This is a genomic window from Ottowia sp. oral taxon 894 (genome assembly GCF_001262075.1).
GTDB classification, from domain to species: domain Bacteria; phylum Pseudomonadota; class Gammaproteobacteria; order Burkholderiales; family Burkholderiaceae_C; genus Ottowia; species Ottowia massiliensis.
The window spans coordinates 452,544-477,683 of sequence record NZ_CP012073.1; the positions used below are offsets into that span (position 1 = coordinate 452,544).

The 25,140-nt window shown below is 65.2% G+C and carries 21 protein-coding genes, 3 tRNA genes and 1 riboswitch; of the genes, 18 read left to right on the forward strand and 6 right to left on the reverse strand.

Annotated elements, in window-relative coordinates; all coding sequences use genetic code 11:
* Positions 1-130 precede the first annotated feature (130 nt).
* Both ADJ79_RS01900 and ADJ79_RS01905 read left to right on the forward strand, forming a co-directional pair.
* Complete coding sequence (locus ADJ79_RS01900) at positions 131-1,132, forward strand: DUF2157 domain-containing protein (protein ID WP_050714545.1); 1,002 nt, start codon at positions 131-133, stop codon at positions 1,130-1,132.
* Between the two features lie 30 nt (positions 1,133-1,162).
* Entirely contained in the window at positions 1,163-3,067 is a 1,905-nt protein-coding gene (locus ADJ79_RS01905) for a GDYXXLXY domain-containing protein (protein ID WP_172674008.1), read from the forward strand.
* 216 nt (positions 3,068-3,283) lie between these two features.
* On the opposite strand, the gene ADJ79_RS01910 is transcribed toward ADJ79_RS01905, so the two are convergent.
* Together ADJ79_RS01910 and ADJ79_RS01915 are read right to left on the reverse strand one after the other, a co-directional pair.
* Entirely contained in the window at positions 3,284-4,108 is an 825-nt protein-coding gene (locus tag ADJ79_RS01910; RefSeq protein WP_050714547.1) for a molybdopterin-binding protein, read from the reverse strand.
* On the reverse strand, positions 4,105-4,977 hold the full coding sequence (locus ADJ79_RS01915) for a polysaccharide deacetylase family protein (protein ID WP_146006969.1): 873 nt from the start codon (positions 4,975-4,977) through the stop codon (positions 4,105-4,107). The genes ADJ79_RS01910 and ADJ79_RS01915 overlap by 4 nt, the downstream gene beginning before the upstream one ends.
* A gap of 136 nt (positions 4,978-5,113) precedes the next feature.
* Here ADJ79_RS01915 and ADJ79_RS01920 point away from each other — a divergent pair, with 136 nt between their 5' ends.
* From ADJ79_RS01920 to gorA, 3 genes are all read left to right on the forward strand, one after another.
* On the forward strand, positions 5,114-5,668 hold the full coding sequence (locus tag ADJ79_RS01920; protein ID WP_050714549.1) for a DUF2062 domain-containing protein: 555 nt from the start codon (positions 5,114-5,116) through the stop codon (positions 5,666-5,668).
* A 662-nt stretch (positions 5,669-6,330) separates the two neighbouring features.
* Entirely contained in the window at positions 6,331-6,873 is a 543-nt protein-coding gene (gene phaP / locus ADJ79_RS01925) for a TIGR01841 family phasin (protein ID WP_050716340.1), read from the forward strand.
* 624 nt (positions 6,874-7,497) lie between these two features.
* On the forward strand, positions 7,498-8,925 hold the full coding sequence (gene gorA, locus ADJ79_RS01930; RefSeq protein ID WP_050714550.1) for a glutathione-disulfide reductase: 1,428 nt from the start codon (positions 7,498-7,500) through the stop codon (positions 8,923-8,925).
* A 694-nt stretch (positions 8,926-9,619) separates the two neighbouring features.
* Here gorA and ADJ79_RS13820 read toward each other — a convergent pair.
* Positions 9,620-9,775, reverse strand: a complete 156-nt coding sequence (locus tag ADJ79_RS13820; RefSeq protein ID WP_156303965.1) for a hypothetical protein — start codon at positions 9,773-9,775, stop codon at positions 9,620-9,622.
* Between ADJ79_RS13820 and ADJ79_RS01935 the strand changes: the two genes are divergently transcribed.
* From ADJ79_RS01935 to ADJ79_RS01985, 11 genes are all read left to right on the forward strand, one after another.
* Positions 9,774-10,379, forward strand: a complete 606-nt coding sequence (locus tag ADJ79_RS01935) for a nucleoside triphosphate pyrophosphatase (protein WP_050714551.1) — start codon at positions 9,774-9,776, stop codon at positions 10,377-10,379. The genes ADJ79_RS13820 and ADJ79_RS01935 overlap by 2 nt on opposite strands.
* Positions 10,380-10,398: 19 nt before the next feature.
* Positions 10,399-11,202 (forward strand): SAM-dependent methyltransferase, encoded by an 804-nt coding sequence (locus tag ADJ79_RS01940; RefSeq protein ID WP_050714552.1) that lies wholly within the window; start codon positions 10,399-10,401, stop codon positions 11,200-11,202.
* A gap of 16 nt (positions 11,203-11,218) precedes the next feature.
* Positions 11,219-11,974 (forward strand): HesA/MoeB/ThiF family protein, encoded by a 756-nt coding sequence (locus tag ADJ79_RS01945; protein WP_050714553.1) that lies wholly within the window; start codon positions 11,219-11,221, stop codon positions 11,972-11,974.
* A 458-nt stretch (positions 11,975-12,432) separates the two neighbouring features.
* Positions 12,433-12,951, forward strand: coding sequence for a 3-hydroxyacyl-[acyl-carrier-protein] dehydratase FabA (gene fabA, locus ADJ79_RS01950; RefSeq protein ID WP_050714554.1), 519 nt, complete (start codon positions 12,433-12,435; stop codon positions 12,949-12,951).
* Between the two features lie 5 nt (positions 12,952-12,956).
* Entirely contained in the window at positions 12,957-14,192 is a 1,236-nt protein-coding gene (gene fabB / locus ADJ79_RS01955) for a beta-ketoacyl-ACP synthase I (protein ID WP_050714555.1), read from the forward strand.
* 49 nt (positions 14,193-14,241) lie between these two features.
* Positions 14,242-14,317, forward strand: a tRNA-Gly gene (locus ADJ79_RS01960).
* 52 nt (positions 14,318-14,369) lie between these two features.
* Positions 14,370-14,445, forward strand: a tRNA-Gly gene (locus tag ADJ79_RS01965).
* Positions 14,446-14,499: 54 nt separating this feature from the next.
* Positions 14,500-14,573 (forward strand) — tRNA-Cys (locus ADJ79_RS01970).
* A 239-nt stretch (positions 14,574-14,812) separates the two neighbouring features.
* Positions 14,813-16,300 (forward strand): hypothetical protein, encoded by a 1,488-nt coding sequence (locus ADJ79_RS01975; protein ID WP_156303966.1) that lies wholly within the window; start codon positions 14,813-14,815, stop codon positions 16,298-16,300.
* Positions 16,301-16,450: 150 nt separating this feature from the next.
* Complete coding sequence (locus ADJ79_RS01980; protein WP_050716341.1) at positions 16,451-17,434, forward strand: PhoH family protein; 984 nt, start codon at positions 16,451-16,453, stop codon at positions 17,432-17,434.
* Between the two features lie 15 nt (positions 17,435-17,449).
* On the forward strand, positions 17,450-17,926 hold the full coding sequence (locus ADJ79_RS01985) for a hypothetical protein (RefSeq protein ID WP_050714557.1): 477 nt from the start codon (positions 17,450-17,452) through the stop codon (positions 17,924-17,926).
* A gap of 411 nt (positions 17,927-18,337) precedes the next feature.
* Here the strand turns inward: ADJ79_RS01985 and glyA are convergent, their stop codons facing one another.
* Entirely contained in the window at positions 18,338-19,585 is a 1,248-nt protein-coding gene (gene glyA / locus ADJ79_RS01990) for a serine hydroxymethyltransferase (protein WP_050714558.1), read from the reverse strand.
* A gap of 41 nt (positions 19,586-19,626) precedes the next feature.
* Positions 19,627-19,753, reverse strand: a riboswitch (ZMP/ZTP riboswitch).
* Complete coding sequence (locus ADJ79_RS01995; protein ID WP_050714559.1) at positions 19,730-21,040, reverse strand: hypothetical protein; 1,311 nt, start codon at positions 21,038-21,040, stop codon at positions 19,730-19,732. It overlaps the preceding riboswitch by 24 nt.
* Positions 21,041-21,097: 57 nt before the next feature.
* Here ADJ79_RS01995 and ADJ79_RS13825 point away from each other — a divergent pair, with 57 nt between their 5' ends.
* Together ADJ79_RS13825 and ADJ79_RS02000 are read left to right on the forward strand one after the other, a co-directional pair.
* On the forward strand, positions 21,098-21,259 hold the full coding sequence (locus tag ADJ79_RS13825) for a hypothetical protein (RefSeq protein WP_156303967.1): 162 nt from the start codon (positions 21,098-21,100) through the stop codon (positions 21,257-21,259).
* A 51-nt stretch (positions 21,260-21,310) separates the two neighbouring features.
* Positions 21,311-23,614: a TonB-dependent siderophore receptor gene (locus ADJ79_RS02000; RefSeq protein WP_050714560.1), complete on the forward strand. Its 2,304-nt coding sequence runs from the start codon at positions 21,311-21,313 to the stop codon at positions 23,612-23,614.
* A gap of 775 nt (positions 23,615-24,389) precedes the next feature.
* Here ADJ79_RS02000 and ADJ79_RS02005 read toward each other — a convergent pair.
* The gene (locus tag ADJ79_RS02005) at positions 24,390-25,133 is read right to left on the reverse strand and encodes a hypothetical protein (protein ID WP_050714561.1); all 744 of its coding nucleotides are present in this window, start codon (positions 25,131-25,133) and stop codon (positions 24,390-24,392) included.
* Positions 25,134-25,140 lie beyond the last annotated feature (7 nt).

Consider the following 25,140-nt stretch of genomic DNA (forward strand, 5'->3'; position numbering starts at 1 on the left):
GCGGGCGCGGCATTCCGGCGGCCCGGCTTTCATGCCCCCCGGAACAGGTTCTCATACCCCAATAAGCCGTTTGCGCCCGTAGATCAAGCGCGGGCAGCTATCAGAAACAGAGCAAAAAGGAGTGTTTTCCATGCATGAGCTGCTTCATCAGCTGGTGCGCCGTTTCAACCTGGAGGCGGCGCAGGCGCGGCAGCTGTGGCAAATGTCGCAACTGCACGCCCGGCCGCCCGCCTTGCGCGGCTGGCTGGAGGGGGCGCTGGCGGCCGTGGCGGCGCTGCTGCTGGGCGCGGGGCTGGTGTTCTGGGTGGCGGCCAACTGGCCGGAGCAAACGCGCGCTTTCAAATTCAATGCCTTGCAGGCGGCGGTGCTGCTGCCCGCGCTGGCGGCGCTGGCCCTGCCGCGCCTGCGCACGGCCTGCCTGCTGCTGGCCACGCTGGCGCTGGGCGCTTTGCTGGCGTTTGTGGGGCAGACGTATCAAACGGGGGCCGATCCCTGGCAGCTTTTCGCCGCCTGGGCCGCGCTGGCGCTGCCGTGGGTGCTGGCTGCGCGCCGCGCCTTGCTGTGGGCGGCCTGGCTGCTGCTGGCGGCGCTGGCGCTGGCGCTGTGGGGGCTGCCGCTGGAATTGGCCCGGTACGAGCTGGCGCATCCCCGCCTGCAGCTGGCGCTGGCGGGCTGGGCGCTGCTACTGGCGCTGCCTTGGCTGCTGACCTGGCTGGGGCTGGCGCCGTCGCGCCATGCGCACTGGCTGGCGGGCGGGCGCGCGCCTTCGCTGCTGCTGATGCGCGTGGCGGCGCTGGCCGTGCTGCCCGTTTGGGTGGCGATGGGGCTGATGGGGCTGATAGGGCTGATCGAACGGGGGGGCGGCGCGCTTTACGCCATCTGTCTGCTGCTGACTGCGGCGGCGGGCTGGCTGATGGTGCGGCTGCGCGATGTGGCGGCGCTGGGGCTGGCGCTGCTGGCACTGGATTTGCTGCTGCTGGCAGGGCTGGGCTATGGCCTGCTGAAAAGCAATACCAACGTGATGGGCATGCTGCTGGTGGGCACCGTGGTCTCGGCTGCGTGCCTGGGCGGCAGCGCCGCGCTGCTGCTGCGGCTGCAAAGGCAGTGGCTGGCTGAAGAAGGCTGCGGGTAAAAAAAACAGTGGGCACAAAGGAGCATGAACATGCATCACGCATCTGAAGCGCAAAAACGCGCGGGCGCGCTGCCGCCTGAGCTGCGCCTGACCGGGCTGGGCATTCACGCGGGCCTGCTGCCGCCGCAAGCGGCCGAGTGGACCGCGCAGTGGCGCGAAAAGAAGGCGCGCGGCGAAGGGCTGGCGCACTGGATTTTTGCGGTGATGGGCTTTTTCGGCTCGCAGCTGCTGGTGTGGCCGCTGCTGGCGCTGGTGGGCTTTTTGTTCTGGAACATGCTGTCCGTGCCATTGGTGCGGCTGGCGATTCCGGGCGCGCTGCTGGCAACAGGCGCTTTCATGCTGCGCCCGCCAGTGGGCATGGCGCACGCGCAAATCGGTTTTGCCGTGCTGCAAGCCGGTTTGGTGGCGCTATATCTGAGCCTGATGACGTTCGGCTTCATGGGGCCTGAAGACGGCCTTCTGCCAGACACGCTGGGACTGATTTTTCTGACCGTGCTGACGGCCAGCGCGGCGCTGGCCGGGCCTGCCTGGGCACAGGCGCTGCTGGCCGCGCAGGCCACGGTGGTGGCCCTGGGGCTGTTCGGACGCTGGACGCTGTTTCATGACGGTTTCCTGTCCTGGAGCATGGGCATGCCCGTTTACGCCATCAACGCCGCCGTGCTGGCGCTGGCATGGGCCGTGCTGGTAGCCAGCGAAGGCCGCGTGCCTGGCCGCCACTGGCTGGCTGCCGTGCAGGCGCGCTGCTCACCGGCCCTGAAAGGCATGGGCGTGGCGCTGGTGCTGTGCGTGGCGCAAGTCAATGCCAGCCACTTTTTCGCAGCCGTAACGCTGCGCAAGCTGGCGTCAGGCTCGGCAGAGGCCGGTGCGCTAGCCGTGCCGCTGCTGCATCTGGGCCTGGGGGCCGCGCTGCAACTGGCCCTCACGCTGGCCGCCGCTGGCTGGCTGATGCGGCACTGGCGCTTGCGGCAAGCCGGCGCGCGCAGCCTGGGACTGTTCGCGCTGGCCTATGGCGTGCTGCTGCTGGCGTGCTTTTTCATCCCGCTGATTGGCGTGGTCACGCTGGTGGGCACGGTAGCGCTGGGCACGCACCGCCGCCGCCTGCTGGCGCTGGCGCTATTCGTTCTGCTGCTCGGCCTTTCAGGCTTTTATTACGTCCTGCACTGGCCGCTGGTGCAAAAAGCCGCCGTGCTGGCCGCCACCGGCGCGGCGCTGGGCGCGCTGCTGGCTGCACTGCGCTGGGGCACAGCCAGCCGCCGCGCCCGGCAGGCATGGAGCAGCGCCAGCCTGCTGGCGCCTGCCGTGCCCGCCAGCGCCGCCGCGTGGGCCAGCCTGGCGCTGATCGCCCTGGGCACGCTGGCCGCGCTGGCGCTGGTGCGGCACGACGTGGCCGGCAAGGAAGCCGTCATCGCGCGCGGCGAAAAAATCTACGTGGCGCTGGCCCCGGCCGACCCGCGCTCGCTCATGCAGGGCGACTACATGGCGCTGCGCTTTGACCTGCCCGCCAACATCGCCAGCGAACTGGCCGTGCGCGAAAACCGGCCCTGGGCGTCCGCGCCGCGCATCGTGGCCCGGCTGGATGCACGCGGTGTGGCCCAGCCGCTGCGCGTGGCCCGCCCCGGCGAAACGCTGGCCGCCGATGAGCGCCTGCTGCCCGTGCTGCACAAAAACGGCCGCTGGACGCTTGTGACCGACGCCTACCACTTCCCCGAAGGCCGTGGCCGCCCCTTCCAGCAGGCCCGCTACGGCGAATTCCGCACCCTGCCCGATGGCCGCGCCCTGCTCGCCGGCCTGGCAGACGGGCATTTGCAGGCCATTGAGCCAGCGCCCGCCAGCCAGGCATGGAAAGAGGCGGAAGACGAAACGGAAGACGAAACGGAAAACAAAACACAAACCCGCGAAGGCAGCCGCGCAACCGGCGATGCGGAAACAGAATGAAGCCAACGCGGCTGACATGAATGAAACAGCGCCCGCAAGAGCCTGTTCCGGACGGCCCCTGCCCGCCTGATCACATCAAAAACAGGAGCTAATCAAAGGGCCGAAAACACCGCTTTGCGCACATTCCACTAGGACATCACGCTATTAATAGAAGAGCGAAAAGGGGCTGACGGCACATGCTCCAAATTCAGCCCCCGCCTGCCTCTGAACAGATTCTCAAGGCCGGGTGATTTCAGGGCCGTAGCGCAAGTTCAGCGGCGCCAGCCAGGCGCACAAATCGGCGTAGGCAGCTTGCACGGCGGGCGGCGGGCCTTTCACGCCCAGGTCGATGTGGCGGCCGTATTCGGGGTGATCCATGCTGGGCAGGCTGAAGACTTTCACCTGGGGGTGCGCCGCTTCCACGCGCTCCATAACGGGAGTGAGCGCCGCCTCGATGGAGCCGAAGATGATGACCGAGCGCTCCAGCTGGCGCGCGCCTGCATCCAGCCGCCCGGCGTATTCGTGCGTCAGCACCCATTCGATCATGGGCCAGGCCATGACGGGAAAGCCGGGCATGAAGTGCACGGCACCGCCGCCGGGGCCGCTGCAACTGAAGCCGGGAATCTGGTTGTAGCTGTTGGGTATGAGCCGCGCGCCCGCTGGCAGCACGCCCATTTGCAGGCGGCGCTGGTGGTCAGGGTGATCGGGCTGCCAGGGCTGGCCCTGCTCGCGCGCGACAGCCTGCATGCGCGCATCAATCAGCGCCCTGGCTTCAGGGTGCGGCTTGAGCGCCACCCCCAGGGCGGCTGCAGCGCACTGGCGCGTGTGGTCGTCCGGCGTGGCGCCGATGCCGCCGGTGCAGAACACCGCGTCGCCCGAGGCGAAGGCGCGGCGCAGCGTGGCGGTGATGCGCGGCGGCTCGTCGCCTACGTATTCGGCCCAAGCCAGCGCCTGGCCATGGGCGGCCAGGATTTCGATGCACTTTGCCAGGTGTTTGTCGCTGCGGCGGCCCGAGAGGATTTCATCGCCGATGATGATGAGGCCGAACACCGGGGCGTTCACGGCTTGTCCTCATACGGGTGCTCTTGCAGCCAGCTTTGGTAGTCAGGGTGCTCGCGCAGGGGCTTGAAGCAGTAGCCCAGCGCTTTGGCGTGGCCGATGAACTGCTTGAGCATGCCGCCTGTGACCCAGCCGTCGTGCCCTTCCCACATGCTGGTGCCCACCAGCAGCACGGGCTGGGGCGGAAGCGCCTTGAGGGCGTTGCGGGTCAGCTCGTCATAGGGCTTTTTGCCTTCGGTCCAGTCTTTGCTGGCCAGAAAGGAGGCGGTCGTCCAGTTCACGTGCTTGTAGCCGCAGGACTGGGCTGTTTCCAGCAGGCGGGGGGAGGCGCGCCCTTCCACGTGAAAAAGCTGTAGCGGCGGCTTGCCGGTGTAGTAGTTCAGGCGCTCGGCGGACTTGTCCAGGTTCTCGCAGTACTTGCTGCCTTTCCAGGTGAACTCGCGCCCGGCAAAAGCGCCGTCGTGTATGCGCATGCGAAAGCGCGGCTCGCGCCCCGGCAGGTCGCCATTCCATTCCACACGGTCCCAGGTGCGCGCGGCCGTGTCATGCCCTTCGCGGGCGCGCGCCTTCCACCACGGCCCCCAGGCGCGGTCCAGCGAGGTTTTGCCGTTTTTCTGCTTTTCGTTGGCCGAAAAGAATGTGGCCGTCACGCCTTGCGTGTGCAGGGCTTCCACCAGCATGGGAGCCGATTCCAGATGGCCTGTTTCCAGCGCCAGATAAAGCGGCTGGCAGGCCCCGGGCGCCGCCACGGGCGCTGCGGGGGCTGGCGCGGGCGCGCTTTGCGCCGCCGCTGCCAGGCAGACGGCGCTTGAAGCAGCCAGTCCTGCGGCTCTGATCAGCGGGCGGCGCAGCAAATCAAGTTGTCGGGTCATGAAAAATCCTCAAAAATATCGCCAATGGCAAATGCCGGAACAAAACCAGCGGCACGAAGTAACTTATTGTAGTTTCCATATTCCAGTTGTCACGAAAATAAGCCGTTTCTCCTGATTCCGGAAATCAGGCCCCACCGTGAAATTTTTCTCATATTTCCTGCGATTCATTCCCACGCGCGAGCAACTCGCCAAACACCGCGCAACCCGCTGGCTGGCCCCTTGGCTGGGGCAGCGCAAGCTCTGGCACTTCTCGCGCCGCAGCGTGGCGCTGGGCATGGCCATTGGCATTTTTTTCGGTTTTCTGCTGCCCGTGGCGCAAATTCCGCTTTCGGCGGCCACCGCCGTTGTCTTGCGCGCCAACGTGCCTGCCGCCATGGGCAGCACGCTGGTGACCAACCCCATTACCTTCGCGCCCATCTACTACCTGGCTTGGCGCACGGGCGCATGGCTCACCGGCCATGAAGGCGCCGCTCCCGCCAGCTTTCCGGCAGCCGAAGCAGTCAGCGCCGCTTCCGGCCCCCACGGCGCGCCGCCGCCCGGCCTGTGGCAGCGCATTCAGGCGCTGGGCAAGCCCCTCATCGTGGGCCTGGCTGTTTTCGCCTGCGCGGGCGGCTTGGCAACCTACGCGCTGGTTTCGCTGGGCTGGTGGCTGCACGTGCGATACAAGCGCTGGCGACGCCAGCCCCGTTAGCTGCGCCAGGGCCGGGAGCCGGTCGCAGCGGCGGCCAGCCAGCTGGCCCACTGGCGGAGCCAGCATGAGGCAGCGATGCCAAGGGGGCCAATTTGAAAACCAGCTGGAATTCCGTTTGCCTTTTCTCTTTTCTAGACCCGCCGTTTTCCCTTCGCCTCTTTCATTGATCCCATCAATTTCAGTGATTTCTGACGGGTTCACAGCTTTGCTCTGACGGGTAATACGAAAGCCTTTTCTAGCGCGTCTGCATTCTTTGAATCAGGCCGTGCAGCTGCTTGGCTGCTTTGCAGTCTTTTTGCGCTCTCCAAGCGCTCCATGGCCGCCCGCCTGATGGGGGAGCCAGGCTTCCAAACTCCTTTTCAAACGCGCTCCTTCCTGTTGGAAGCTGTTCAGAGCCTGGCCGCGAGAGGCAAAAACGCAGATCCGCATGAGTTGCAAGGCCCAAGAACGTCCGGGTCCGCGCTTTTTGCGCCTGCGAACGGAATTCGAGCAGGCCTCAAGCCCCCCGTGATCAACACTTTTTTGATCTGCGTCTTGTTGCAACGCACAAAAAATGCTTGCAATGCGCATCGACGCTTCTAAAATCCCCTTGCTGCACTGCAACAAGCTTTTTGTGGCATGGCAGCGGTTTTTTCCCCTTTTATGTTTTTGAAGGAATCTACATGCTGACCCCTGAACAACTGCTGGCCGCCCAGAAAGCCAATATGGAAGCCCTGCACGACCTGACCACCAAGGCTTTTGAAAGCGTTGAGCGCCTGGTTGAGCTGAACATGACGGCCACCAAGGCCATGCTGGACGAATCAGCCGCTCACGCGCAGGCCCTGCTGGGCGCCAAGGACATGCAGGAGCTGCTCGCCCTGCAAGCCAGCGTGTTCCAGCCTCTGGCAGAAAAAACCGCCGCCTACAGCCGCCATCTGTATGACATTGCCGCAGGCGCAAGCGCCGAATTCGGCAAGGCCGTGGAAGCCAAGGTGGCCGAGTCGCAAACGCAGCTGTCCAACCTAGTGGAAAACACCGCGCAAAACGCCCCAGCCGGCTCTGAAACCGCCGTGGCCATGATGAAAAGCGCCGTGGCTGCCGCCAACAATGCTTATGAATCGGTGCAAAAAGCCGTGAAGCAAGCTTCCACCGTGGCCGAAGCCAACTTCAACGCCGTTACCGCCAACGCAGCCAATCTGGCCAAGAGCGGCAGCAAAAAGCGCTGATACCGTTTGTCTCCTTGGAGCCTCCCTCGCGGAGGCCACTTGCGGGCCACGCCTTTTTTCAGGCGTGGCCTTTTTTATGGCTGCGGGCCGCTTGCGCATTCAGGCCAGCGAACAGAGAAAAATCTGGCGTGAAAAAACACGCCAGAGCCATCAGGCCCCGGTGCCTTTCATGCGCGCTGGCGCACAACCAGGCGCTTTCAATTCAGCCTTGCTTTGAAACCTGCTTGCAGCAATGACCTGGGGCGCAAAGGCAAAAGACAGCCTCTGTCAGACACGGCTGATGAATGTGATGAATAAGGCGGCACTTTCGGCGCACTCCTGCACGCCACATAAATTCAAAAACAGTAGCAAATCCAATAGGCAAGAAATACCATTCAGCGCAGGTTCTACTAGGACCTTATGCTATGGATAAAGGAGCAAAATAAGAGGGCAGGATGCGGGCATGGAATGCAGGTATGCAAAGGCTTGCGCGCCTGCCGCCTGCGCCCAGGCCTTTGCAGGCGGCTTTCTCCGCACCCGGCCAGGCTGGGGGGTGGTTTGCAGCAAGGCGTGCGCGGGCGGCGGACAATGCTCCGCCGCGCGTGGCGCGAAGCTTTTTGTGGCACTACCTCAGAGGAAAAACACATGACCCGGCCTGATTCTTTGCTTGACTCTTCTTTTGACCTGTTCGTCATCGGCGGCGGCTCCGGCGGCGTGCGCGCGGCCCGCATGGCGGCGCAGCGCGGCGCGCGCGTGGCGCTGGCCGAAGGCAGCCGCATGGGCGGCACTTGCGTGAATGTGGGCTGCATTCCGAAAAAGCTCTACAGCTACGCCGCCGGCTACGCCGAAGCGTTTGAAGAGGCGCGCGGCTTTGGCTGGCGCTGGCCGCAAGCAGCCGCGCCGCAGCTGGACTGGGCCGCGCTCAAAAGCGCCCGCGCGCAGGAAATTGCGCGCCTGAACGGCGTGTATGAAGGTTTGATGACGCAGGCGGGCGTTGCCGTGCTGCGCGGCCAGGCCAGCCTGCTGGGGCCGCAAGCGGGCGGCTTGCAGGGCGTGCAAGTCAGGGCCGCTGACGGGCGGCAGACGGCCCATGCCGCCCGCCACGTGCTGATTGCCACTGGCGGCATGCCGCGCCGCGCCAGCGTGCCGGGCGGCGAGCTGGCCATCACGTCAGACGAAATGTTTGACCTGCCCGCCTTCCCGCGCCGCCTGCTGGTGGTGGGCGGCGGCTACATCGGCTGCGAAATGGCCAGCATCTTTCACGGGCTGGGCGCTGATGTCACGCTGGTTTACCGGGGCGAGCAGGTGCTGCGCGGCTTTGACGACGAAGTGCGCGCCTTCGTGGCCGGGCAAATGCAGCAGGCGGGCGTGCGCGTGCTCACGCGCTGCGATGTGCGGCGCATCAGCGCCGGTGCGGATGGCGCGCGGCAAGTGGAGCTGACCGATGGGCAGATCATCACCGCAGACGCCGTGCTCTACGCCACGGGCCGCGAGCCGAACACGCGCGGCCTGAACCTGGCCGCCGCCGGCGTGGCGGTGGATGCGGGCGGCCACATCGAAGTGGATGAGCACTTCGCCACGCGCGCGCCGGGCATTTACGCCATTGGCGACGTGGTGGGCCGCATGGCGCTGACCCCCGTGGCGCTGGCAGAGGGCATGGCGCTGGCCGATCACCTGTTTGGCCCCGCGCCGGGGCAGCCTGCGCGCCAGATGAACTACCACAACATTCCCACGGCGGTGTTCACGCACCCGCCCATCGGCACGGTGGGCCTGACCGAAGAGCAAGCGCGCGCGGCGGGCCGCCCCATCCGCGTGTACCGCAGCGATTTCAGGCCGCTGCGCCACACGCTCTCGGGCAGCGGCGAACGCGCGCTGGTCAAGCTCATCGTCGATGACGCCAGCGACCGCGTGATCGGCCTGCACATGGCCGGGCCTGACGCGCCCGAAATCACCCAGGGCTTTGCCGTGGCCCTGCAATGCGGCGCCACCAAGGCGCAGTTCGACGCCACCATCGGCATTCACCCCACGCTGGCCGAAGAGTTCGTGACGCTGCGGCAAGTGGCGCGCAACTGAACCAGGCAGGCGAAAGAATGGCAAAGACGCCAAAAGGCCGGCTGATTGACTGATGACGGCCCAAAAAGTCAGCCACCGCTTGTTTGCCCAGCGGGTTCTTCAACAAACAAAGAGCCGTTCCCGTTTCATCAGAAAGCGGATTCAAGGCGCGGCGCCCTGACCTGGCAGGCCCATTGCCTATCAGCTTCCTGCCGCCTTCCCGCTTTCCGTGGCTTCTCCCGGAAAGCGGGCCAGCGGGCGGGCCGGGAAGATGCACAGTAGGCCAGGTGCCGCCAACGGAGAACGCCTTGCGGTCCGGCTCCGGCCTGCCGTCCCTTATGGCAAGCCATCAGCAGGGCCTGGAGCGGCCAGAAAACTTCTGGAAGAGGACAAGTCAATTGAAGGATGAACCCCGCTTCCCGCAGCATCAGGCAAGGGGGCATTCAGGTCTGGCCGGCGGCCTGTAACTGGAGACGGAAACGCGTTGGGTCCGGGGCCATGTCCGGCTTGCGCTTCGTGTTCACGCACGGCTTTGAACAGGCTCTCATCACGCCCGGGCGCGAGGGTTTTCAAAAAGCGCCTGGCGCTGGCATTTGTGGAGCCGGCGCTCCTGCCGGGGCCTCTTTCGTCTTCCGGCCTGCGCCCCAGCGGCCATCAGGGCATGCCGTTTTGGCATTTCAAAAAGGTTTCGCTCCTCGATTCATAGCATGAGGTCTTAGTGGAACGGGCGCTGACGCCGATTTTCATGTGTATGAATCAGCTTCTGTTTTTGTAGTGATACCGCCCGCTCTGCTTTCTTTCCAGGCTCACCAGTTTCAAAGTGGCGGGCCTGGGCTTTGGATGCGGCTGATGCCGGAAAATCGCCGCCCATGTCTGCCTCTGCTTCTTTTGCCCTTGTGCTGGCCTCTACTTCGCGCTACCGGCGCGAGCTGCTGGCGCGGCTGGCGCTGCCGTTTGAGACGGCCGCGCCTGATGTGGATGAAACCCCGCGCGCGGGCGAAGCCCCGCGCGAGCTGGCCTTGCGGCTGGCGCTGGAGAAAGCGCAGGCGGTGGCGCAAACGATGGCAGATCGCAAGCCGCAGGCCATCGTGATTGGCTCTGACCAGGTGGCTGATTTGCATGGCCAGCCGCTGGGCAAGCCCGGCACGCACGAGCGCGCCGCCGCGCAGCTGGCCCGCATGAGCGGGCAAACCGTGCTGTTTCACACCGCCGTGGCCGTGGTGCAGGCCAGCCGGGGCTTCGCGCAAAGCAGCCTGGCCACTGTCACGGTGCGCTTTCGCACGCTGGACGCCGCCACGATCGAGCGCTACTTGCTTGCCGAGCAGCCTTACGACTGCGCGGGCAGCGCCAAGAGCGAAGGGCTGGGCATTGCCCTGCTGCAAGCCATTGAAAGCGACGACCCCACGGCGCTCATTGGCCTGCCGCTGATTCGCACCGCGCAACTTTTGCGCGCCGCCGGGCTGACGCTGCCGTAAAGCCCAAGAGCAACGCGCCATGAGCCATTCCGCCCCGCCCGCCAGCGCCCTGCCCGCTGGCACGCTGTTTTTGATGCCCGCGCCGCTGGACTTTGGCTGCGAGCCGCCCGCGCCGCTGGAAGCGGCCTTGCCGCGCCTGGCGATTGAGACCGCCGCGCGCCTGGCTTTCTGGGTGAGCGAAAACGCCCGCTCCACCCGCGCCTTTCTCAAGCGCGTGAACGCCATCGCGCCGCTGGCGCAGCCCTTGCAGGCCGTGCAGATTGCCGAGCTGCCGCGCGCCGCCCACAAGCAGGGCGATCACGCAGGCGGCGGCGGTGCGCGGTTTGACGCGCGCGCCCTGCTGGCCCCCGCGCTGGCCGGGCATGACATGGCCCTGATCAGCGAAGCAGGCCTGCCCGCCGTGGCCGACCCTGGCAGCTCCGTCGTGCGTGCCGCACATGAGGCGGGCGTGCCCGTGCAGCCGCTGGCCGGCCCCAGCTCGCTGCTGCTGGCGCTGGCCGCCAGCGGGCTGAATGGGCAGAGCTTTGCCTTCAACGGCTACCTGCCACAGGAAGCGGCAGCGCGCGCGCGGCGCATTCGCGAGCTGGAGGCGCTGGCGCTCAAAACGGGGCAGACCCAGCTTTTCATTGAAACGCCCTACCGCAACGCCGCCTTGCTGCACGCGCTGGCGCACACCTTGCAGCCCGCCACGCGCCTGAGCGTGAGCCAGGGGCTGACGCTGCCTGCGGCCCGCTGCCGCACGCTGCCCGCCAGCGCCTGGCGCCAGCTGGGTGCAGACGCTGCGCCAGGGCGCGAGCCGGCCATCTTCGCCATCGGCCTTTGAGAAAAAACCGCGCGCCATGAACGACCGCCAACTGCTGCGCTACGCCCGCCATCTGCTGCTGGATGAAATCGGCTTCGAGGGCCAGCAAAAGCTGCTGGACGCGCATGCGCTGGTGCTGGGCGCGGGCGGCCTGGGTTCGCCCGTGGCGCTGTATCTGGCCAGCGCGGGCGTGGGCCGCATCACGCTGGTGGATGACGATGTGGTGGACCTGGGCAACCTCCAGCGTCAAATCCTGCACACCGAAGCGCGCGTGGGCCAGCCCAAGGTGGCCTCCGCCCAAGCCGCGCTGGCCGCGCTCAACCCCGAAGTGCAGGTGCATGCCGTGCCCCGCCGCGCCGACGAGGCCCTGCTGCACGAGCTGGCCGCGCAGGCCAGCGTGGCCGTGGATTGCAGCGACAACTTCGCCACGCGCCACGCCCTCAACCGCGCCTGCGTGGCACAACGCGTGCCGCTGGTGGCGGGCGCGGCCATTGGCTTTGATGGGCAGGTTTCAGTGCACGATTTGAGCCAGCCCGGCGCGCCCTGCTATGCGTGCCTGTACCCGCCCACGCAGACCGTGCCCGAGCGCCGCTGCGCCACCACGGGCGTGTTCGCGCCGCTGGTGGGCATCATCGGCAGCATTCAGGCGGCTGAAGCCCTCAAGCTGCTGACCGGCGCTGGCCAGAGCCTGGCAGGCCGCCTGCTCATGGTTGATGCCCGCGCCATGCGCTTTACCGAGCTGAGCCTGCCGCGCCACGCGCATTGCGAGGTGTGCGGCGCAGCAGCGGCATGAGAGGCTGTTCCGAGCCGCTTCAGAAGCGCTGCTTTTTGCTCCTCGTTTCATAGCATGATGTCCTAGTGGAATCAGCGCAGACGCCAATATTGGCTCCCTTGTATTTGCTTCTGTTTTTGACTTCCTTCGCGCAGACTGGCCAGGATCGCTGCGCCGCCGCCTTGGTTTTCCAGCCGCTTCCAGACTTTCTCGCGCCATCAATAAAAGGAGCGAATAAGAGGGGTCATAAAACCCGTTTTACACTGTTTCCACTAGGACGTCATGCTATTGATAAAGGAGCGAAAAAAGCCGTGGATTCAGGCCCTGCCATTCGCCGCCAGCGCCCTGTCTGTCTCCGTTCACTGCTTCCGGCAGGCAAGGCGTGAACCCGTGGAGCGCCTGGCCAGACCGTCCGGCCCAAAACAGGGGCTGCTGGCATACTCGCCCGCTTTCCCCACGCGTTTTGAAAGCCCGGATTCATGGTTGAGTCTTTTACTTATGAGCAGCTGATCGCCTCTGGAGAAGGGCGGCTGTTCACGCCCGAAAGCGGCCGCTTGCCGCTGCCGCCCATGCTGATGTTTGACCGCATCACGCACATTGACGACGACGGCGGCGCGCACGGCCTGGGGTGCATTCGCGCGGAGCTGGATATCAAACCCGATTTGTGGTTTTTCGCCTGCCACTTCCAGGGCGACCCCGTGATGCCCGGCTGCCTGGGGCTGGATGCCATGTGGCAACTCATCGGCTTTTACCTGACCTGGCTGAAACTGCCGGGGCGCGGGCGCGCGCTGGGCGCGGGCGAAGTCAAGTTCACCGGCGAAGTCGGCCCCGGCGTGAAGCAGGTGGTGTATGAAATCGACATCAAGCGCGTGATCAAGCGCAAGCTGGTCATGGCCATTGGCGACGCGCGCCTGCTGGCCGACGGCAACGAGATTTACACGGCCAGCGATTTGCGCGTGGGCCTGTTCCAGCGCGGTCAGGCCGCAGAACAGGGGTAAGACACATGAGCGCCAGGCAACGGGTCGTCATCACGGGCGCGGGCATCGTCTCGTGCATAGGCAACGACGAGGCCAGCGTGGTGGCTTCGCTGCGCGAAGGGCGCAGCGGCATCAGCGCCATGCCCCTGTTTGCCGAAATGGGCCTGCGCAGCCAGGTGGCCGGGCAGCCGCGCATTGACCTGGACGCGCGCATCGACCGCAAATTGCGCCGCTTCATGGGCGATGCCGCCGCCTATGCCTACGTCTCGCTGCAAGACGCCATCGCGCAGGCGGGGCTGACGCCCGCGCAAATTTCGCACCCGCGCACGGGCCTCATCATGGGTTCGGGCGGCGGCTCGCCCACCCACCAGATTGAGGCGGCCGACATCCTGCGCAGCAAGGGCATCCGCCGCGTGGGGCCGTATCAGGTCACGCGCTGCATGGGTTCCACCGTTTCGGCCAACCTGTCCACGGCCTTCGGCATCAAGGGCATCAACTACAGCATCACCTCCGCGTGCAGCACCTCGGCGCACTGCGTGGGCGCGGCCGCCCAGCAAATTGCCTGGGGCATGCAGGACGTGATGTTTGCCGGCGGCGGCGAAGAGCTGGGCTGGGGCCTGGCCACGCTGTTTGACGCCATGGGCGCGATGTCGCACAGCTTCAACGCCACGCCCGAAAGCGCCTCACGCCCTTACGACGCGGCGCGCGACGGCTTTGTCATCGCTGGCGGCGGCGGCGCGCTGGTGCTGGAGAGCCTGGCGCACGCCAAGGCGCGCGGCGCGCACATCCTGGCCGAGATCGTGGGCTTTGGCCTTTCTTCGGATGGCCAGGACATGGTCGCGCCTTCCGGTGAAGGCGCCATGCGCTGCATGCGGCAGGCCATTGAAAGCGTGGAAGGCCCCATCGACTACATCAACACCCACGGCACTTCCACCCCCGTGGGCGATGTGCCCGAGCTGCACGCCCTGCGCGCCGTGTTCAGCCCCGACGGCAGCGGCGCAGGCGTGCCGCCTTTTTCATCCACCAAATCGCTCACCGGCCATTCGCAAGGCGCCACGGGCGTGCAGGAAGCCATCTACTGCCTCTACATGCTCAAGCACGGCTTCATCGCCGGCAATATCAACGTGGAAAACCCCGATCCTGCCGCACACGGGCTGCCGCTGGTTACGGCCTCGCGCCCGGCCAGCCTGCGCACCGTGCTGTCCAACAGCTTCGGCTTCGGCGGCACCAATGCCACGCTGGTTTTGCGCCAGTTTGAGTGAATTCCAGAGAAACGCCAAAAACACGTTATACTCGCCGCTTCACCAAAACGCGGGAATAGCTCAGTTGGTAGAGCGCAACCTTGCCAAGGTTGAGGTCGCGAGTTCGAGCCTCGTTTCCCGCTCCAGGTTATATGCCTGCAAAACCAAACCGGTTTTAGCGGCAAAAAAATGAATTTTGCGGGAATAGCTCAGTTGGTAGAGCGCAACCTTGCCAAGGTTGAGGTCGCGAGTTCGAGCCTCGTTTCCCGCTCCATATAAAAAGAAAAAGGAAGCCAGCGCTTCCTTTTTCTTTTACGCAAAACCCTTCGGCGCGATAGCAAAGCGGTTATGCAACGGATTGCAAATCCGTCTAGCCCGGTTCGACTCCGGGTCGCGCCTCCAAATTGATTGGTTCTTTTCCGGAACACAAGCCGCTCGTCCGCATGGATTGGCGGCTTTTCTTTTGGCAAGCGGCCAATGCGCTCAGGCCGCAGCCGCCAGGCCAGAGCCTCTTTTGCCAGCGCTGCGCTTACCCAATCGCGGCCACGCGCAGGCCTGCGCACCATCCAGAAAGGCTTCATGCCAGGACGGAAAACATTTATGCACAATGGTGGACGCTCATTTTCATTTCGTCATCCGCCATGCCTTCCTCTGCCTCTTCGCGCCGCCTGCAACAGGTTGCTGTTTTGCTGGTTGCACTGGCCTTGGCCGCTATTGCTGTTGCCTTGTATGCCAGCCAGCGCTTCTCCGCCCAACGGGGGCCTTGGGCGCTGGCCGTTTTGCCTGAGCAAATCGTCTGGCTCTCGGTCGATGAGCAACTGTGGCGGCTGAACGCGCACGGCAAGCGCGAAGCCAGCATCGACACCCGGCAGTCTCTGGGCGGCGCCGTGGGCGTGCTGGCAGTCCATCCTTCAGGCCAGCTCGTGGCCTGGGTGCGCCAGCAAACGGCGCTGCACGTGCTGGATGCCCGCAGCGGGCAAGCGCGGCACCGCATCAATCCGCAATGGCCTGCCGATTTGCGCAGCCATGCCGATGAGGCCATCCACCTGGCTTTCGCGCCTGATGGCCGCTTTGCCATTGCCGCTGGCGGCGGCCATGCCGTCGTTTTGTTCGATGCCGCCGGCCGCATGCTGGCCCGCACGCCCGCCAACACTTACGTTTTCACCAACGCTCTTTGGTGGGCCGATGGCGCTTGGTGGACGACCGATACCAACCGCATGGCGCTCGTGCGGCTGGACGGCGAGACGATGAGCGAAAAAAGCCGGATTCCGCTCACCCAGCGCCAATCCGCCTGGCTTTATCTTGCTGAAGCCGCCGCGCCCTCGCATGGCGCGCCACGCAACGGCCGCCAGCCGCTGGCCACCATTGCGCGCATGTCCAATGGCATGAAATATGGACGGATGAGCGACGTATTCGCAGACGGTTCGCAAGCTGACTACGCCCAGCCTGCCGCGCCCCATATGCTGGCCGCCAAGCTGGGTGAACAGCTGGCGCCTCGCGCCGCCGCCTGGCTGGGCGACCAACTGCTGGTCACGGATGGCGTCAGCCGCGCCGTGCGCGTGTGGGACCGCTACCGCCGCCAGCAGGCGGATTGGGGTGATGCCGCCACGCAGGCAGCGCTGGCGCAAATCAGCGCCAGTCACCAGCGTTGGCACACGCTGTATCTGTCATCGCTGGGCTTGGCGGGCCTGTTGCTGGCAGCCGGCCTGCTGCTATCCAGGCAAGCGGAACGCCTGAAGGCGGCCGCCCGCAAGCTTCCTCCGCCTCTGCCAGCGGTGAGCAAAGGCGGCGCGCCTTTGCAGCGCCCCATGGCCGTCCATCCGCCGCCAGACGCCCGGCGCAGCCCGCAAGCCTGGTCCTCCATCGCTGTCTCGCTGCTCGTGCCTGGCGCGGCCCAATACCAGCAGGGGCGGCGTGGAGCCGCGCTGTTTCTCTTCACGCTATGGCTGCTCCTTTCCCTGCAACTGGTCTGGGTGTTGTGGATGGACTGGGGCGCGCGCGCCTCCGTCAGCCGCGCCCTCATATGGCAGTCATGCTGGCTGTGGCTCATGCCGGGGCTGGTTTCCGCTGGAGACGCCTGGCAAATGCGCCGGAAACAAATGTCCGCGCGGGGCGGACGCCACTCTTAAAAACATAGCAACAAATCCAGTCTGCACTAAGACTCAAGGCCGATTTGCCCCAAGGCCGCCCAGCCCGCTGGCTGCCTGTCCTTGGGCAAAATTCCGCCCGCTGGCCGCCTGGCCGCTTTCCATTCACTTTCTTTCCGCTATTTCGCTTCCATGATCCTGCGCCACGCCTTTATCCCTGCCCACAACACACGCCTGGCCAATTTGTGCGGTCCGGCAGACGAGCACTTGCGCACCATCGAAGCCGGGCTGCAAGTGAGCATCGCCCACCGCCACGAGCAATTCAAGATTGACGGCCCCAAAAAAAGCGCCGAACGCGCGCTGGCCGTGCTGCAAGCGCTGTATGAAATGGCGGGCAAGCCCCTGCGGCCCGACGCCGTGCAGCTCATGCTGGCCGGTGAAGAAATGCCGCTGTCGCAAGACGCAGACGGCGCGCCCGTGCTCAACACCCGCCGCGCGGGGCTGAAAGCGCGCACGCCCAACCAGAGCGTGTATCTGGAAAACATCGCCAGCCACGACATCACCTTTGGCATTGGCCCCGCTGGCACGGGCAAAACCTTTCTGGCCGTGGCCTGCGCGGTGGATGCGCTGGAGCGCCACGCCGTGCAGCGCATCGTGCTCACCCGCCCGGCCGTGGAAGCGGGCGAGCGCCTGGGCTTTCTGCCGGGCGATCTCACGCAAAAAGTCGATCCCTACTTGCGCCCGCTCTACGACGCGCTTTATGACCTGATGGGCTTTGACCGCGTGCAAAAAGCCTTCGAGCGCAACCAGCTTGAAATTGCCCCGCTGGCCTTCATGCGCGGACGCACGCTCAATGACGCCTTCGTCATCCTGGACGAAGCGCAAAACACCACGCCCGAGCAGATGAAGATGTTCCTCACCCGCATCGGCTTTGGCGCGCGCGCCGTCATCACGGGCGACATCAGCCAGATAGACCTGCCCAAAGGCGCGTCCAGCGGGCTGGTGGACGCCGAACGGGTGCTCAAACGCGTCAAGGGCCTGGCCTTCACGCGCTTTACCTCGGCCGACGTGGTGCGCCACCCGCTCGTGGCCCGCATCGTCGATGCGTATGACGCGCAGCGCAAAAGCAAAGCCGCCCCTGCCAAGGCGCAAGCCGCCGCCCAGGAGCAGGCATAGCCGCGAGCCGCCCCCATGCGCCTTTATCAGTGGGTCCTGACGGCAGCGGCGCTCGCGATATCGCTGCCGCTGGCCTTCTTGCTGCATTCGCAAATCACGCGTGAGCAAACAACCGGCATCGCCGTCATGGCAGGCAGTCTGTTGCTGCTCTGGAGCGTGACCGTGGCCGTCTGGCGCCGCTGGCGCGGGGCCTTCACCGTATCGCTGGCGCTGGCTGCGCTGTTATGGCTGCCGCTATGGCTCATCACCAGCAGACGCATCGCCTTCATACTCCGGCACGGCGGCATGGACTGCGCCTCGTGCCAAGGCTCGCCCATGGTCTTTCTGTTCCAAATGATCATGGAGCAGATATTTTTCGTGCCGCTCACATTCGTGCTGCTTGCTGGCGCGCGCTGCGTCTGGCAATGGCGCCAAACAAGCAAAACGCGCCCTGACACCCAAACGAATCAGGCTTGCGCACATGCCAGCGAGAAAATGCGCGAAATCATTTGAACCATTCCCGCCTCCAGCTGGTTTTTCATGCCTGCACATTCGATTTCTGATTTCGGATCGGATTCGCTCAAATCCATTCTTTATTCCAAACGCGCCTACGCCTACATTTATTAGCTGCGTATTGGTCAATGGCGGGCGCGTGGATCTGCAAGCCACAGGCTGCCAGAGTGCGCACCACCCAAGGTCTACCCGCCCTGGAAACAGGTCTACAACACCTTTGCCCGCTGGCGTCAGCGCGGCGTGTGGGATGTGCTGCTGGCGCTGTTGCGCCAGCAGGTGCGCGCCAAGGCGGACAGGTGGTCCAAGCCCAGCAAGGCCATCAATTGACCCCTAGTCGGTCAAGACTGTCACAAAGGAGACAGCACGGTTCGGCGCATGGCCAGGCTTCCGGCATAACTTTGAGGATGGTTTTTAGCCGCCGTACACCGGAAAAGCGCGGGTCAGCTCGGCCACTTTGGCGCGCACGGCGGCCAGGTTGGCTTCGTCGCGCGGGTTGTCGAGCACGTCGGCCACCAGGTGGGCGGTGGCGCGCGCTTGTTCTTCCTTGAAGCCGCGCGTGGTCATGGCGGGCGTGCCGATGCGCACGCCGCTGGTGATCATGGGCTTTTCGGGGTCGTTGGGGATGGCGTTTTTGTTGATGGTCATGTGGGCGGCGCCCAGCACGGCTTCGGCTTCTTTGCCGGTGATGCCTTTGGCGCGCAAATCGACCAGCATCACGTGGCTTTGCGTGCCGCCGCTGACGATGCGCAGGCCGCGCTGCGTGAGTGTTTCGGCCACCACTTTCGCGTTTTTCTTGACCTGTTCGGCGTACTGCCTGAATTCGGGCGAGAGCGCTTCCTTGAAGGCCACGGCCTTGGCGGCGATCACGTGCATGAGCGGCCCGCCTTGCAGGCCGGGGAAGACGGCGCTGTTGATGGCCTTTTCATGTTCGGCTTTCATGAGGATGAAGCCCGAGCGCGGGCCGCGCAGGCTTTTGTGCGTGGTGCTGGTCACCACATCGGCGTGCGGCACGGGGTTGGGGTATTGGCCGCCGGCGATCAGGCCCGCGTAGTGCGCCATGTCCACCATGAAGATGGCACCCACTTCCTTGGCCACGCGGGCAAAGCGCGCCCAGTCGATTTCCAGGCTGTAGGCGCTGGCGCCGGCCACGATGAGTTTGGGCTTGTGCTCGCGCGCTTTGCGCTCCATGGCGTCGTAGTCGATTTCTTCCTTTTCATTCAGGCCGTAGGAAATCACGTTGAACCATTTGCCGCTCATGTTCAGCGCCATGCCGTGCGTCAGGTGCCCGCCTTCGGCCAGGCTCATGCCCATGATGGTGTCACCAGGCTTGAGAAAGGCCAGAAAGACGGCTTCATTGGCGCTGGCGCCGCAATGCGGCTGCACGTTGGCCGCTTCGGCGCCAAAGAGTTTTTTCACGCGGTCGATGGCCAGCTGCTCCACCACGTCCACAAATTCGCAGCCGCCGTAGTAGCGCCGGCCGGGGTAGCCCTCGGCGTATTTGTTGGTCAGCTGCGTGCCGGCGGCTTGCAGCACGGCGGGCGAGGCGTAGTTTTCGCTGGCGATCAGCTCGATGTGGTCTTCCTGGCGCTGGTTTTCGGCCTCAATGGCGGCCCAGACTTCGGAATCGGTTTGCGCGATGAGATTGCGGCGGTCGTACATAGGAATGCAAGGTGGTTGGACGGGTCGTTCAGGCCCCGTGGCGGGGCCGCCCAGGCGAGCGGCGAAAACGGCGGCGCGCTTCCCCGTGGTGTCCACGTCGGCCTCCAAAACCGGTTCTGGCTGTGAACCGGCTTTTTGGCGGCTTCATCGCCAGTCGCGCGCGGCGGCGAGTGTAGCGATTGGGTATGCGGCGGCTGGCGCTCTGGCTGGTGCCGTCTCGCGGCAAGGCAGGGCTTGCATGCGCTGGCGCAGATCCTGCCGCCGGAACTGCCACCACAGGCCCGCCGGGCCGCGCTGCATGGGCAGGAGAAAAGCCTGACCGGCAGCGCAAGGCAGCGCGCTGGCGCTTTCTTCCCATAGCTTCAATGGCCCGCCAGGCACGGCTGCCTGCAATTGGCGCAGTCCACTGGCGGGCTGCACGGCGATGGTGACCGTCACAGGCTGCATCGCCGCCAGCCAGCTGGTGAGCAAGATGAGCGCTGCCCACCCGCACAGGGCCAGCATGCCGCCCGTGGTCAATGCCATAAGGCATTGCCAGGCGCGAAAGCGCAGCCTGAACAGCCAAGGCCCCCGGTCAGAGTTTTGCGGCTCGCACAGCAGCCAGATGAAGGCGGGCGGCCCTGTTACCGCCAAAGCCAGAGCAAACAGCGCAGTGCCAGACCAGGAGCCTGCCGGCCAGATTAGGGGGTGCGACGGCAGGGCTGCGGTCAGCAGTGGCGCGCCGCTGACCAGCAGCAGCGCGGAAGCCGCCGCGAGACAGCGTGTGCGAGGCGAATCCAGCAATTGCTCTGGCGCTGCGTGGCGCAGCAAGTCTTGCAGCGGCGGCAGGGCCACGCCCCGCGCGGCCAGCGCCTGCGTCAGCGGCAGGGCTTGCAGATGGGCCCGCCACTGGCGCAGGCGGTTGGGGCTGCTCCAGTCCGTCAGGCCATTGGACGGCGAGCCGGTTTGCAGCGCAGGCGTGGGCCGTCCTGCGGGCTGCCACACCTCTAGCGTGAGCCTTTGCCAGCCTGATGGAGTGCGCACGCGCAGGAAGGCCAGGGGCGGCGCGGCGGCGCTGGAGGAGATGACCTCATTCCAGCGCCACTGCGCCTTGCCGCTGCGCAGATCGTCCAGGCTGACCGACCAGCTCGTGCTCAGCCCCAGCCAGGCGGCCTGGCGCGGCAGGCCCGTTTCCACCCGCAAGGTTTGCTCATCCAGCCACAGGCGCTCATCGGCGGATTGGCGCATGCAGCGCCAGACCATCAAACCCCATATCAGCAACAGCGCCAGCAGCGGTGCGAGCCACCACTCCTCGCGCCATCTCATGTGCGCGATGACGATGACGATTGCCACCATGCCCGCCAGCAGCGCGCCATAAATGACATATACCAGCCGCATCATCCCCAGAGTCAGCTGATCCAGGCGGCTGGGCGGCGGCGCGGGCGGGCGGCGCCATTCAAAACAGGCGCGGTTCATGAAACGGTTCTTTCATGGAAGCACATCAAAGAAAGGAGCAAATTTGATGGGTCTTAAATGGCGATCGCGCCCGTTTGGCGGGGAGGTATCGCTATGAACAAAGGAGCGAAATTCATCATTTTCCTGCCGTTTCATTGCCAGACCAATCCGCTTTTTGTAGCGCAAATGAAAACGGCCGGGGCGGCCCGCGCACAAAAAATACCCGGCGGCTTGAAATGAAAACGCCTGTCATCTGAAAATCGCACCTTTTTGAACAAAAGGAAACAGAGCATGAGCAAGACATGGCATTTGCGCGCCGTAGCCGGCGCGGCCGCGCTGCTGGCGGCGCAAGGCGCGCTGGCGCAAGCGGCGCCCACAGGGCAAACGGCACAAAACGCAGCCGATGACAAAACGCCCACCCTGCAAGAGGTGAAAGTGGTCGATACCGCCGAGCAGGCCTGGAAGCAGGCGCCGGGCGTGTCCACCATCACGCGGCAAGACTTGCAAACGCCCCCGGCGGGCGACTTGGCCGAAGTGGTGCGCAAGCAGCCGGGCGTGAACCTCACGGGCAACTCCACCAGCGGCCAGCGCGGCAACAACCGGCAGATTGACTTGCGCGGCATGGGGCCTGAAAACACGCTCATCCTGATTGACGGCAAGCCCGTGCACAGCCGCAACTCGGTGCGCTACGGCTGGCGCGGCGAGCGCGACACGCGCGGCGACATGAACTGGGTGCCCGCCGATGCCGTGGAAAAAATCGAAGTGCTGCGCGGCCCCGCCGCCGCCCGCTACGGCAGCGGCGCAGCCGGCGGCGTGGTGAACATCGTCACCAAACCCATTCCTGACAAGCTGGGCGGCAGCGCCAGCGTGTACTACCAGCACCCGCAAGACTCGCGCGATGGCGGCTCCAAGCGCGCCAGCGTCAGCCTGGCCGGCCCCATCTCGCCCATGCTGGGCTTTCGCGTGAACGCCAACATCGCCAAAACCGGCGCGGACGCCTGGGACATCAACCGGGGCCACGCCTCCACCCGCACGGGCATCTACCGGGGCACCTTCCCCGCCGGGCGCGAAGGCGTGCGCAACCGCGACGTGGCCGGCCGCCTGTCGCTCAAGCCCTCGGAGCGCCACACCATTGACCTGGACGCCTCTTTCAGCCGCCAGGGCAACATCTACACGGGCGACACGCAAAACACCAACAACTTCACCACCGACGCGCGCGGCCGCCTGGTGGCCACCTCGCAGCGCGTGCTGGACGCCATCGGCTCTGAAACCAACCGCATGTACCGCAGCGCTTTTGCCCTCACGCACAAAGGGCGCTACGACTTCGGCAGCTCGCAAGCCTGGCTGCAATACGAAAGCACGCGCAACACCCGCATGGACGAAGGGCTGGCCGGCGGCACCGAAGGGCTGTTTTCCAGCAACCACTTCAGCACCGCCAAACTGGAAGCGCTCACCGCCCACGGCGAAGCCAGCGTGCGCGGCCGCTGGGGCAGCCTGGCCCACATGATGACCGTGGGCGCGGAATGGGCGCACCAGAAATTCAGCGACCCCAACTCCATGTCGCAAGCCGCCACCGAAGGCGGGCGCGTGCCCGGCATCGCCGTCCGGGGGCGCAGCAGCGAAATCAGCGCGCGCATCGCCTCCGTGTTCGTTGAAGACAACATCGAACTCACCCGCGCCACCCTCATCACCCCCGGCCTGCGGCTGGACCACCACAGCAAGGCGGGCGGCAACGTCAGCCCCTCGCTCAACCTCTCGCACGACTTCACAGACCGCCTCACGCTCAAAGCCGGCGTGGCGCGCGCCTACAAAGCGCCCAACCTCTACCAGCTCAACCCCAACTACCTGCTCTACAGCCGGGGCATCGGCTGCTGGGGCGGCCACGGCTCGTGCTACCTGCAAGGCAACCCCGACCTGAAGGCCGAAACCAGCATCAACAAAGAGCTGGGCATCGAATACACGGACGACACCGTCCAGGCCGGCGCCACCCTGTTCCACAACGACTACCGCAACAAAATCGAAGCGGGCCACGACATCGTGGGCAACGCCACCGGCGGCACGGGCCCGTACGCCAACTCCGAAATCTTCCGCTGGAGCAACACGCCCAAAGCCGTCATCTCCGGTCTGGAAGGCACCTTCAGCTACCGCTTCAGCCCCGCGCTGACCTGGCGCAACAACTTCACCTGGATGCTGCAAAGCAAGAACAAGCTCACCGACGAGCAGCTGTCCATCATCCCGAAATACACCCTCAACTCGCGCCTGGACTACAAGGCCCTGCCCGCGCTGGACGTGTTCGCCGCCGTCACCTTCTACGGCCGCCAAAAGCCCAACAAATACGACTACCAGGGCCTGCCGCTCACCGGCGAAGAAACCCGCAGCCTCAAGCCCTACGGCCTGGTCAATGTGGGCGGGCAATACGCCTTCACGCCCGGCATCGCCCTCTCGTTCGGCATCAACAACCTGTTTGACAAGCGCCTCTACCGCATGGGCAACGCCATCGGCGTGAACCGCCCGCGCACCATCTACGGCGCAGGCGCGGCCACCTACAACGAGCCGGGCCGCTCGTTCTACGTGGGCCTGTCGGCGCGCTTTTGAGAGCCAGTCCGGAGCCTGGCCGCAAGGGGCAAACCGCAGACGGATTTGCCTGTGACCCCGCGAAAATTTGCAAGGCCACAGACCGCCAGCCTCTCGAACAAAACCTTCCGGCAAGCCGCCGCATCCCTTGGCAGGAAGCGGCAGCTTTCTTCTGCCTCCTGAACGCCAGCATGGCCTGCGTTTCACCGGATCAGCCGCCGCATCACATCAAAAACAAGAGCGAATTCGAGTGCACGAAAAATAGCATCTGCGCCCATTCCACTAGGACATCACGCTATGAATCAAGGAGCGAATCAAGGCTTGTTTCCCGCTTCGCCACAGCCGTGCGGGCTGCTTTGCATGGGCACCGGGCAGCGTCAAAAAACGAATGCCTGACGCGCGCGGGCAAAGCCGTCTTGACTGGATGGGGCGGCATGCCTGCCGCCCCTTGCGGCCAGGTGATGAAGGCCAGAAGGCATCAAAAACAAGAGCGAATACAAGGGGTAGAAAAGTGGCTTTCGCGCCCGTTGCACTAGGACCTGTCGCTATGGATTCAAGAGCATAAAACTCGCGTCTCCATGAAGCGCCCGCCACTTGCGTCAGGTATTTCAGACCCGGCCCGCAGCCATTTCCTGTTCTTTCTCAGGGCCTGTTCTCCAATCAAGCCAAGCGTCGAAAGCTGGTGATCTTGACGAATGCATCAACCGATGCCTCGCCAAGCGCAGCGTCCTTGCTCAGCCAGGCCAAAGACCTTTCAGCAATTCAGCGCTTGGGCGGTGCCTTGATGCTGTGCCGCTCATGGCGTCTGATCATTTGCACATTCTCCAGCTGCCCAGTCCACGGCCGCGTCGAACAGGCGCAGGCCGGCTTCGGAGAGGTTGGTGAAGCTGGCGTTGTCCAGAAAGAACATGACGCGCCGGGCCGGGGCCAGGGTTTCGTAGTCCATCGTCGCGCCTTTTTCGTAGCCGAAGAGGGCCGCTTTTTCGGGCTGGCCGTAGAGCGTGGCGATGGTGGCGGCGCCCAGGCCCGGCTTGCCCCAGCTCATGGGGGCCTGTTTCACATACACATTGGCCGCGCCGGCGGGCAGCCCTGCCGACAGAGGGTGCGGCGCATTGACCAGCCACAGGTAGCGCTCTTTTTCGGCTTCGCCGTAGTCGGCGCCGCTGCGCTTGCCGGTCATGGCTAGGTCATCGAGCAAGTCGTTTTCCCAGGTCAGCAGCGGTACAGCAAGCTGCCGCCAGCCGGGGTGGACGTTTTTGGCCGCCACGGTGGAGGAGATGATGACCAGCGCCATGCCTTGCGCGGCTTGCGGCGCGGCGTCTTGCCCGGCCAGCGTCACGGCCCAGCCGCGCCGGGTCAGATGCTGGCGGATGGCTTCGTCCACGGCGGCGTGGGGGCCGCCCGTCTGGCCCAGCAGCAGGGCGCGGCGGGCGGCGGGCGCGTCGCCCGCATTGGATGCGTCGCTTGGCCGGGCGCGGCTTGCGGCGGGCAGCAAGGTCAGGGCAGCGAGGGCGGCCAGATGGTGTCGGCGTGTGGTCATGATGTGA

What these genes read in the sequence shown, in the direction of transcription:
- phaP (WP_050716340.1), top strand. Translation starts at nt 6,331, where the DNA reads ATGCTGACCCCTGAACAACTGCTGGCCGCCCAGAAAGCCAATATGGAA.
- ADJ79_RS01985 (WP_050714557.1), top strand. Translation starts at nt 17,450, where the DNA reads ATGCGCCTTTATCAGTGGGTCCTGACGGCAGCGGCGCTCGCGATATCG.
- fabB (WP_050714555.1), top strand. Translation starts at nt 12,957, where the DNA reads ATGAGCGCCAGGCAACGGGTCGTCATCACGGGCGCGGGCATCGTCTCG.
- ADJ79_RS02000 (WP_050714560.1), top strand. Translation starts at nt 21,311, where the DNA reads ATGAGCAAGACATGGCATTTGCGCGCCGTAGCCGGCGCGGCCGCGCTG.
- ADJ79_RS01945 (WP_050714553.1), top strand. Translation starts at nt 11,219, where the DNA reads ATGAACGACCGCCAACTGCTGCGCTACGCCCGCCATCTGCTGCTGGAT.
- ADJ79_RS01905 (WP_172674008.1), top strand. Translation starts at nt 1,163, where the DNA reads ATGCATCACGCATCTGAAGCGCAAAAACGCGCGGGCGCGCTGCCGCCT.
- fabA (WP_050714554.1), top strand. Translation starts at nt 12,433, where the DNA reads ATGGTTGAGTCTTTTACTTATGAGCAGCTGATCGCCTCTGGAGAAGGG.
- ADJ79_RS01935 (WP_050714551.1), top strand. Translation starts at nt 9,774, where the DNA reads ATGTCTGCCTCTGCTTCTTTTGCCCTTGTGCTGGCCTCTACTTCGCGC.
- ADJ79_RS13825 (WP_156303967.1), top strand. Translation starts at nt 21,098, where the DNA reads ATGGCGATCGCGCCCGTTTGGCGGGGAGGTATCGCTATGAACAAAGGA.
- ADJ79_RS01940 (WP_050714552.1), top strand. Translation starts at nt 10,399, where the DNA reads ATGAGCCATTCCGCCCCGCCCGCCAGCGCCCTGCCCGCTGGCACGCTG.
- ADJ79_RS02005 (WP_050714561.1), bottom strand. Translation starts at nt 25,133, where the DNA reads ATGACCACACGCCGACACCATCTGGCCGCCCTCGCTGCCCTGACCTTG.
- gorA (WP_050714550.1), top strand. Translation starts at nt 7,498, where the DNA reads ATGACCCGGCCTGATTCTTTGCTTGACTCTTCTTTTGACCTGTTCGTC.
- ADJ79_RS01900 (WP_050714545.1), top strand. Translation starts at nt 131, where the DNA reads ATGCATGAGCTGCTTCATCAGCTGGTGCGCCGTTTCAACCTGGAGGCG.
- ADJ79_RS01995 (WP_050714559.1), bottom strand. Translation starts at nt 21,040, where the DNA reads ATGAACCGCGCCTGTTTTGAATGGCGCCGCCCGCCCGCGCCGCCGCCC.
- ADJ79_RS01975 (WP_156303966.1), top strand. Translation starts at nt 14,813, where the DNA reads ATGCCTTCCTCTGCCTCTTCGCGCCGCCTGCAACAGGTTGCTGTTTTG.
- ADJ79_RS13820 (WP_156303965.1), bottom strand. Translation starts at nt 9,775, where the DNA reads ATGGGCGGCGATTTTCCGGCATCAGCCGCATCCAAAGCCCAGGCCCGC.
- ADJ79_RS01915 (WP_146006969.1), bottom strand. Translation starts at nt 4,977, where the DNA reads ATGACCCGACAACTTGATTTGCTGCGCCGCCCGCTGATCAGAGCCGCA.
- glyA (WP_050714558.1), bottom strand. Translation starts at nt 19,585, where the DNA reads ATGTACGACCGCCGCAATCTCATCGCGCAAACCGATTCCGAAGTCTGG.
- ADJ79_RS01980 (WP_050716341.1), top strand. Translation starts at nt 16,451, where the DNA reads ATGATCCTGCGCCACGCCTTTATCCCTGCCCACAACACACGCCTGGCC.